Below are 8818 nucleotides of genomic sequence, written 5' to 3'. Positions count from 1 at the left end.
ACCCAATCGCGATGGCAGAAGGTTTACGTTTTGCGATTCGTGAAGGTGGTCGTACTGTTGGTGCTGGTGTGGTTGCTAAAGTTATTAAATAATTTAGTTAAGCCTTAGCGGCAATAGAAAGGGTGTCAGTCGATGCCCTTTCTTATCTAGTCTGTTTAGCAAAATGTTTTTATTAAAAGAGCATTTTGGAAAATGGATATTATTATAAATAACATAATATAGGTTTTATATGCTAGTAAGTAACGAGAATCAAGATCCAAATACTATTTTAGATAAATTCAGATGGGGTTTAGTTCTAGTATTGATTGCATTTGTTGTTTGGGGAAACTTTTATTTTTCTGAACCTAATGATATATATCAACCTAATTCAATCGTTCGGATTATTGCGGTTGTTATCATTTCGCTGTTGGCTTTATTCATTGCGATAACAACCCGTAAAGGTAAATTATTTTTATCATTTTTACAAGAATCTAGAAAAGAGTTAAGAAAAGTTGTATGGCCAACTCGTAAAGAAACGACACAAACAACTTTACTAATTGCGGCTATCACAATTGTTGTTGGTTTGGCGCTTTGGGGAATGGACTCTTTCTTCCGTTCAGTAATTTTTTATTTAACATCAATAGGGCGCTAACAATGAGTGAAACACAGCAAAAACGATGGTATGTTATTCAAGCTTATTCAGGCTATGAAGCCCGTGTTGCACAATCATTGCGTGAATATATTAAATTACATAATATGGAAGATGCATTTGGCGAAGTATTGGTACCAACCGAAGAAGTCGTTGAAATGAAAAGTGGTCAACGTCGCAAAAGTGAACGTAAATTCTTCCCCGGTTATGTATTAGTCGAAATGATGATGAATGATGCGACTTGGCATTTAGTAAAAAGTGTACCAAGAACAATGGGATTCATTGGTGGAACATCGGATCGACCTGCACCGATTAGCCAACGTGAAGTTGATGCAATCATGAATCGTCTACAACAAGTTGGTGATAAACCACGTCCTAAAACATTATTTGAACCGGGTGAGCTTGTTCGTGTTAACGAAGGTCCATTTGCTGACTTTAACGGTGTTGTCGAAGAGGTTGACTACGAAAAAAGTCGCTTAAAAGTGTCTGTTTCTATTTTTGGACGTTCGACACCGGTAGAGCTAGATTTTAGCCAAGTTGAAAAGAGCTAATCTTTTGATATAGTTTTTTCACTGAATTACAGTATTTTTTTAAAAAACCACAAGAGTCTATCTTGTGGTTTTTGTTTTTATGAAACAAATACAATGCCTTTTGAGAATAATAGTTCTATTTCTAATGTATTTTATTAAAGTAAGTAGCCAAGCTAGGTAAAACCACTATAGGATCATAATTTAACTTATTAATACAATACAGGCAGTCTACTCTTTTTTAGATTTTTTTATTCTTTTACCCATATCAAAGTGATATCCCAACCAATAGTTAGGCCAACGAGCTTCGGCTCCTATATTATTAACTATTAAAGCAACCATGACTAATAAAACCGAACCTACAAGTACTGGTGTTATCAAGAATGAATAGTCAGTCATTCCAGACATCATGATTAGAATAGGATTTGCACCAGCAGGGGCGTGAATTACACGCAGTAACTGCATCAATGCGATAGATGTCCCAACAGCTAATGCTATCGGTATAATTCCATTGCTAAATAAATTAATGAATAACACACCTATAAAAGACGAAACAAAATGCCCTCCTATAACACTTCTTGGTTGTGCCAATGGCGATTTAGGGACAGCAAATAACAACACGCATGTTGCACCAAATGGAGCCATAATTGCTAATGTACCTCCCCAATGAGTGATTACGAGCAAAGTCAAAATCCCTAAAGCCCCCCCAATAAATCCTCTCAATATAGCTACTGCATGAGGCTTAGGTTGCATCACCTCTCCTCCTTTTAATTTTTCTAGCATAAATCTCTCCTGTTTGGTTAATGTGGGATCTTAATAAAACAAGTAACCGTATTAAGTAAACGATATCGTTTACTTAATGTATATTTATTGACTTGAAAGGTCAAATGTTATTTATAATTAACTTCATTAGAGCTATTGTGATAAAATCGAAAATATTCTAGAAATTACAAATAATAAAAAATGAAATTGAAACCTGAAATTGTTGATACGATACTTGTTGCGGCTGAATCGCTATTTAATGAATATGGGTATCATCCTGTTAGTTTAGAGCTTGTTGCAGAAAATGCAGGTGTATCAAAAAGAACGTTATATAAATATTTTGGTGACAAAAATGGGCTGGTAAGTAAAGTATTACTTAGGCGGAATGTTTTTTTTAAAAAATCACTTACAGATGTTATCGCTGTTTTTTCTGAGAAAAAAGACAAAATCAATGCAATTATTTCATGGCATATAAAATGGTTTAAGAATGATAACTACCGCGGTTGTATGTTTGTACGAGCTAAGTCTGAATATAACAATAAAAGCGAAGAAATATGCGCTATTGTGAGCGAACATAAAAAATGGCTTCAAGATAGAATTTTTGAATGTCTAGGAGGCACAAAGTCATGTGAACAGGCATCTTGTCTAATTATGTTAATACTTGAAGGTATGATATCTTGCACATCCGTTTTTGGTATTGAGGGATATGATTTTGAACAGGCAAAAATGTACATCTATGATATCGTCGATAACATTGGAGAGGATAGCCTATGAATAATTTAAATAGCTGGCTTATAGATAATGGATAGCCATTACCTCAAGCCTCTTAATAGAAATGATCAATTTAATCTAAGTTAAACGACTCCAGCAGTTGTTGTAATTCTAACCATTGCAATTCTGTTTCTTCTAATTGATTTTTAAGTTGGCTTTGCTCTAGTAACAAAGTTGTAAGTTCATTTTTTTTGCTTGCGTCATAGATTGCAGGATCTGACAATTGTTCTTCAATTTGCTTTAATTGATTGGTTAATTTATCAAGTAACTGTTCTTCTTTTTGTAACTGTTTCTTAATCGGTTGCATTTGTGCGCGCAATTCGGCTTGTTTACGTTTTTGTTCTTTACGATCCTGAGCCGAAACATTATTGGTATTTTCTTTTTTTATTGACTGACTTTTATCATTGGATTGATGTTCAGATTTTTGCACTTCTGCTAACCACTTTTGATAATCATCAAGATCGCCATCAAAAGGTTCCACTTTATGGTCATGGACTAAATAGAATTCATCGGTAGTTGAACGCAGTAAATGGCGATCATGCGACACCACCACTAATGCACCGTCAAAATCAATTAACGCCTCAGTCAACGCCTGTCGCATATCTAGATCTAGATGGTTAGTTGGTTCGTCTAATAAAAGTAGATTTGGTTTTTGCCATACAATTAAAGCTAAAACAAGACGTGCCTTTTCACCGCCTGAAAAGGTCTTAACTGGCTCGGTAACTTTATCTCCCTGAAAATCAAATCCACCTAAATAATTACGTAGCTCTTGTTCCGTATTTTGGGGTTCGGAAAGTTGCATTAAATGCCAAAGAGGGGATTCATCAGGACGCAAATATTCCAATTGATGTTGAGCAAAATAGCCTAATTGAACACCTTTTGCTAAACTGATCTTTCCTTCTTTTGGCTCTATTTCGCCCGCTAGCAATTTAATGAGTGTTGATTTACCAGCACCATTGCGGCCTAACAATCCAATACGTGAACCAGGAACTAAGTTGAGTTTAATCTTTTCTAATATAATTTTATTATCATAACCAGCCACAACTTTGTCCATCATTAAGAGTGGACTTGGCAAAAATTCTGATGGTTTAAAGCTAAAATGAAATGGGTTATCCACATGTGCAGGTGCAATTAGCTCCATTCGTTCTAACATTTTTATTCGGCTTTGTGCTTGCTTAGCTTTCGTGGCTTTAGCTCTAAAACGATCAATATAACTTTGCAGATGCGCTACTTTTAATTGCTGGCTTTCATAAAGTGATTGTTGTTGAGCAAGTTTAGTTGATCGTTGGATCTCAAATGACGAGTAGTTACCGGTGTATTCAAATAAACTTTTTTGTTCAATATGAATAATTTTATTGACTAAAGGATCTAAAAAATCACGATCATGAGAAATTAAAATCAATGTACCTGAATAATTACTTAACCATTTTTCAAGCCAAATGACAGCATCTAAATCAAGGTGATTGGTGGGTTCATCAAGTAGTAATAAATCGGAGCGACACATTAATGCCTGAGCCAAATTTAAACGCATTCGCCAGCCACCAGAATAGGATTTAACGGGTGATTGCAATTGCTCGTTAGAAAACCCTAAACCATGCAAAAGCGCTGCAGCTCGAGCGCGAATTGTCCACGCATCGATTGTATCAAGTTTTTCATGCAAAAGAGCAATTTGCTCGCCATTATTTTGCTGATTAGCAATATCTAACTGCTTTTCTAATTGTCGATACTCACGATCACCATCAATAGCGTATTCAATGGCGGGAATATCTAATGCTGGTGTTTCTTGATTAACCCAAGCAAGTTGCCATTGGGCTGGAATACTTAACGTGCCAGCATCAGCTTGAATTTCACCTTTAATTAGTGAAAATAACGTGGATTTTCCACAACCATTTTTACCTACTAACCCGACTTTTTGTTTTGGATTAATCGTAGCTGAGGCATTATCTAAAAGTAAATTAATACCGCGGCGAACTTGGATGGTGTCAAATACTATCATGATATTGTTATCTATTATTCAAAATAAAATATGTTAATAAAATACTATTTTAATGCCTTACAATAAAGCATGACATAAAAACAATCAACGTAAATAAAAAAGCCCTTTGTTACAACGAATAAAGGGCTTAAATTTAACAGCGTTTAAACTAAACTATTTTTTTACTGCCGACAAAGCACGACGAATAAAAAACAGACAAACGCTCACAAAAACAAAAAGACCTAAAAACTCAGGCAGCACACCCAAATCGGCTGAAATAGCAAGCGGTGCGTCTTTTCCACCATTTGTAATGCTAATAACAATCAAAATAGCTAACAATACGCCGACTAAAGTCTCACCAACAATCATGCCTGACGCAATCAATGCTGCTTTACGATCCACTTTCTTAAATTGTGCTTCTGGATCTAAATTTTGTGCTTGTGCTTTTTTATAAGTATAACGTTTAATTATCCATGATAAAAAAGTACCAATGAAAATAGGCATAGTAATGCTTGGTGGTAGATAAATACCCAAACCAACAGCAAGGGCTGGCAACCTAAACTTAGCTTTATTAGCGGCTAAAACTAAATCAATAATAATAATAATAGCACCTAAGCCTAATCCAATATATATCATGGTTTTATCAAGATTATTTGAAATTATTCCTTTGGCAATTTTTGTCATCAAAGTTGCTTGAGGTGCCGATAAAACTTGTTTTGGATCCATATCAGGGCGAGGAAGCGCACCAGTAAAGCCATAAGCGTTATATAAAATTTCTAAAATAGGAGCGATAACAATCGCACCAACCACACAACCAATTAATAACGCAACTTGTTGTTTCCATGGTGTTGCATGAACTAAATAACCTGTTTTTAGATCTTGCAAATTATCGTTTGAAATACAGGCTATCGATAGCACAGCACTGGTAGTAAACAGGGCAAGCGCTGTAGCAAAATTAGAACCCTCGGCAGAAGCTAACATACCATTAGCCTTGCCTAAGCCTAATAGAACTAATGAAATAACAATGATAGCAACAATGGCTATACCTGATATTGGGCTAGCTGATGAGCCAACAAGCCCTGCCATATAACCACAAGCAGCAGCCACTAAAAAGCCCATAACAAACGCAAACAACGTAGCGCAAAACACTAATAACCAAGCAACGCTAGCAGGCAGCCCACTATCCGCAATAAAGCTATAAAAAGTCACTAATAAAATAATTAACATACCTGCCATAATCAAGAAAATGGCTTTAGGCGATAAATCGCGCTCGCTTGGTGCAATATCATTAGCTGACACATCTGCACGCATACTTTTAAAAGAGAGCTTTAACCCCTCAATCATCGGCTTCATTAACGTAAGCAACGTCCAAATAGCCGCAATAGCAATCATACCTGCCCCAATAAAGCGGATATCTTTTGCCCAAAAGTTCATTGCAACTTTGGCTAATGGTTCGCTAGTATCATAATCATAAATCGCGCTTAAAATTGGAATACCAAAGACCCAACCAATAATCGTACCAATCAAAATAGCAATACCAGACATAATGCCAACTAAATAACCAGCACTAAGTAACGCTAAAGAAAACCCCATAGGTAATTGAAAGATAGACTTACCAGCACTAAACCAATAAGCCGCACTATCAGATAACACGCGAAAGCCATTGGTAAATAAACTAACAACAGAAGCGATTGTGCCCCCAAATAAAATATCCTTAAGCCCATCATTTGCTTCGTTATTATCGGTTTTAGAGCCCGCTTTTAAAATTTCAGCGGCGGCCACGCCCTCTGGATAAGGCAAATCACTTTTAACAACCATCACATGACGCAACGGGATAGAAAATAAAACCCCAAGCATTCCGCCACCGGCACACACAGCAAACGTCAACCAAAACGGAAATCCTTGCCAATAACCAATCATCAACAAACCAGGAAGAACAAAAATGATGGATGAAAGCGTTCCTGCTGCTGAAGCTTGGGTTTGCACCATATTATTTTCTAAAATAGTGGCGCCCGAAAACAGCCTTAATACGGCCATCGAAATCACTGCCGCAGGAATGGCTGACGAAAACGTTAATCCTACCTTCAAACCTAGATAGACATTTGACGCCGTAAAAATAACAGTAATAAGGGCACCAAGAATGGTACCCCTTAACGTAAGTTCTCGTAGATTATTCATATTATTTTATACAATTAATTTCAAAGTTATGTATTATATACTTAATTTACATTTATCAGCTAGAAGTTCCATAAATAACATTATTTTTCATGATGTTAACGTTTTTTTAACAAATAATTTACCAATAAAAATAAAATAAATTTCCATTCGCGCTAAAACCAATAACGCTTTTGTAGTGAAAGCTTTACAATAACACAACTAACCTAAAACTGACGGAAAATACCTTGAACGAATTACAACGCCTGCAATCCATCACACAACAACTGCGCGATCCGATAAAAGGGTGCGAATGGGATCGTGTGCAAACTTTTGAATCTTTAAAATCTTATACACTAGAAGAAACCTACGAAGTACTAGATGCAATAGAACGGCAAGATATGCACGAACTTAAAAATGAACTTGGCGATCTACTGTTTCACATTATTTTTTATGCCGATTTAGCAAAAGAACAAAATGCATTTAATTTTGACGATATTTGTCAATCCGTGGCGGATAAATTAGTGCATCGCCACCCCCATCTATTGGGTAATAACAACACTGTTGGCAATAACAATACCGAAAAACCAAACTGGGAACAACTAAAACAGACCGAACGTAATAACCGCTCACAATACTCAATATTAGACGACATACCAAATGCGCTCCCCGCCTTAATAAAAGCCGACAAAATACAAAAACGCTGTGCATCGGTTGGATTTGATTGGACAGAATTACAACCAGTTCTAGACAAAGTCAAAGAAGAACTCAACGAAGTTGAACAAGAGCTTAATAAAAACAATTGTGAACAACAAAAAATTGAAGAAGAACTTGGTGACCTATTTTTTGCAACTGTTAATTTAGCAAGGCACTTAAAAGTCAAATCGGAACTCTGCTTGCAGCAGGCTAACCAAAAATTTACGCGACGTTTTAAACAAGTCGAATCGATCCTTCAACAAAAAAATATTACTTTAACTCAAGCAACACTTGAAGAAATGGAAGCCGCGTGGCAAAGTGTTAAACAACTAGAACAAATTAACCCTAATAGCGAAGTAACTCAACATGACTGAACAAAAAAACGAATTGTATCAAGAAATCGAAGCATGGGCACAAAATGCCATTTTAAACAGCCCAACATGGAGCATTAACCAGCTCGATTATTCAGAAAAAAGCATCACTGTCGTTGAAATGATCATCAGTGAGCTAGCTGAAAAAAACTTCAGCATATCAGAAGAACAACTTAACATGATATCACAAGAATATGGATGTTACTTATTACTCACTGCGCATAAATTATACGGCGGCGAGTTTTATTGGAACGAGGAGTTTGAACAACCCATGCTAATTTGTTGCGAACCCGACGCCATGATAGTTCTTATGACATGGAACAAAGTCAAAGGGCGCCTAGTGGGGGATAAAGCCGATCATATTGCTTATTTCCTAGATGAATTTGGCAAAGCAACCTTCCAGCCAGAAAAGGGCAAGCACGTGGTTTATTTATAATAAAAAGACGTTATTGTAATGGACAAACCTTATTGCCTATATTGTTAATTAACACTATTGAAAAATAGTTATAAATTAATTGAATGATAGCCTCGCCCCCGAGGCTATACAAATGTTTGCTAACGCATTAAAGCTAGCGTTACTGCTGTCTGAGTGACTTATTTATTCATAAATCTTTGTTAATCGAGAAAACCTTGTTCTTAACGAAATATAATCTTTAGAAGCATAATAAAATTTAACTTTAATTTTTTGATTTTTAAATAAAAAACCACAAAAAATCGGTCAGGAAAGGTATTGATTTTATTGAAGTTTTTTATTCGGCTCTTTTTTGACCGATTTTTTATCAAAGTAATGTTTTTTTTGTTGGTGCATAGAGTGGATTGAGTGCAGAGGTTTCGGACGTTTGGGCTTTGGGTGAACAAAATAGCTACAGTGACAACGTCCGAGCAAAGGGAATTAAAGCGAATTCCCTTTGCAAACCCACGCTTTGGCTACAGA

The 8818-nt window shown here is 36.1% G+C and carries 8 protein-coding genes and 1 pseudogene; 6 read left to right on the top strand and 3 right to left on the bottom strand.

What is annotated here, in order from left to right; all coding sequences use genetic code 11:
* The 3 genes and pseudogenes from GQ596_RS10755 to nusG all read left to right on the top strand — a co-directional run.
* Window positions 1-92, top strand: a pseudogene (locus GQ596_RS10755) (elongation factor Tu); the annotation flags it as partial.
* A gap of 137 nt (window positions 93-229) precedes the next feature.
* Complete coding sequence (secE, locus tag GQ596_RS10750) at window positions 230-631, top strand: preprotein translocase subunit SecE (RefSeq protein ID WP_160401725.1); 402 nt, start codon at window positions 230-232, stop codon at window positions 629-631.
* A gap of 2 nt (window positions 632-633) precedes the next feature.
* Complete coding sequence (gene nusG, locus GQ596_RS10745) at window positions 634-1179, top strand: transcription termination/antitermination protein NusG (RefSeq protein ID WP_160401724.1); 546 nt, start codon at window positions 634-636, stop codon at window positions 1177-1179.
* Between the two features lie 207 nt (window positions 1180-1386).
* Here nusG and GQ596_RS10740 read toward each other — a convergent pair whose 3' ends face one another.
* A complete protein-coding gene (locus tag GQ596_RS10740; protein ID WP_160401723.1) occupies window positions 1387-1938 on the bottom strand; it encodes an HPP family protein in 552 nt (183 codons plus the stop codon).
* Between the two features lie 180 nt (window positions 1939-2118).
* Between GQ596_RS10740 and GQ596_RS10735 the strand changes: the two genes are divergently transcribed.
* A complete protein-coding gene (locus GQ596_RS10735; RefSeq protein ID WP_160401722.1) occupies window positions 2119-2691 on the top strand; it encodes a TetR/AcrR family transcriptional regulator in 573 nt (190 codons plus the stop codon).
* Between the two features lie 70 nt (window positions 2692-2761).
* On the opposite strand, the gene GQ596_RS10730 is transcribed toward GQ596_RS10735, so the two are convergent.
* Both GQ596_RS10730 and GQ596_RS10725 read right to left on the bottom strand, forming a co-directional pair.
* Window positions 2762-4684 (bottom strand): ABC transporter ATP-binding protein, encoded by a 1923-nt coding sequence (locus GQ596_RS10730; protein WP_160401721.1) that lies wholly within the window; start codon window positions 4682-4684, stop codon window positions 2762-2764.
* Between the two features lie 153 nt (window positions 4685-4837).
* A complete protein-coding gene (locus GQ596_RS10725) occupies window positions 4838-6841 on the bottom strand; it encodes an OPT family oligopeptide transporter (RefSeq protein WP_160401720.1) in 2004 nt (667 codons plus the stop codon).
* Between the two features lie 209 nt (window positions 6842-7050).
* Between GQ596_RS10725 and mazG the strand changes: the two genes are divergently transcribed.
* Both mazG and GQ596_RS10715 read left to right on the top strand, forming a co-directional pair.
* Window positions 7051-7887: a nucleoside triphosphate pyrophosphohydrolase gene (gene mazG, locus GQ596_RS10720; protein WP_160401726.1), complete on the top strand. Its 837-nt coding sequence runs from the start codon at window positions 7051-7053 to the stop codon at window positions 7885-7887.
* Window positions 7880-8320, top strand: a complete 441-nt coding sequence (locus GQ596_RS10715) for a hypothetical protein (RefSeq protein WP_065638500.1) — start codon at window positions 7880-7882, stop codon at window positions 8318-8320. The genes mazG and GQ596_RS10715 overlap by 8 nt, the downstream gene beginning before the upstream one ends.
* The last annotated feature ends 498 nt before the right edge of the window (window positions 8321-8818 follow it).

Source organism: Gilliamella sp. Pra-s60, from assembly GCF_009795755.1.
Classification (GTDB): domain Bacteria; phylum Pseudomonadota; class Gammaproteobacteria; order Enterobacterales; family Orbaceae; genus Gilliamella.
Note: the sequence above shows the minus strand (reverse complement) of the source record. Positions and strands in the feature narration are given on the sequence as shown.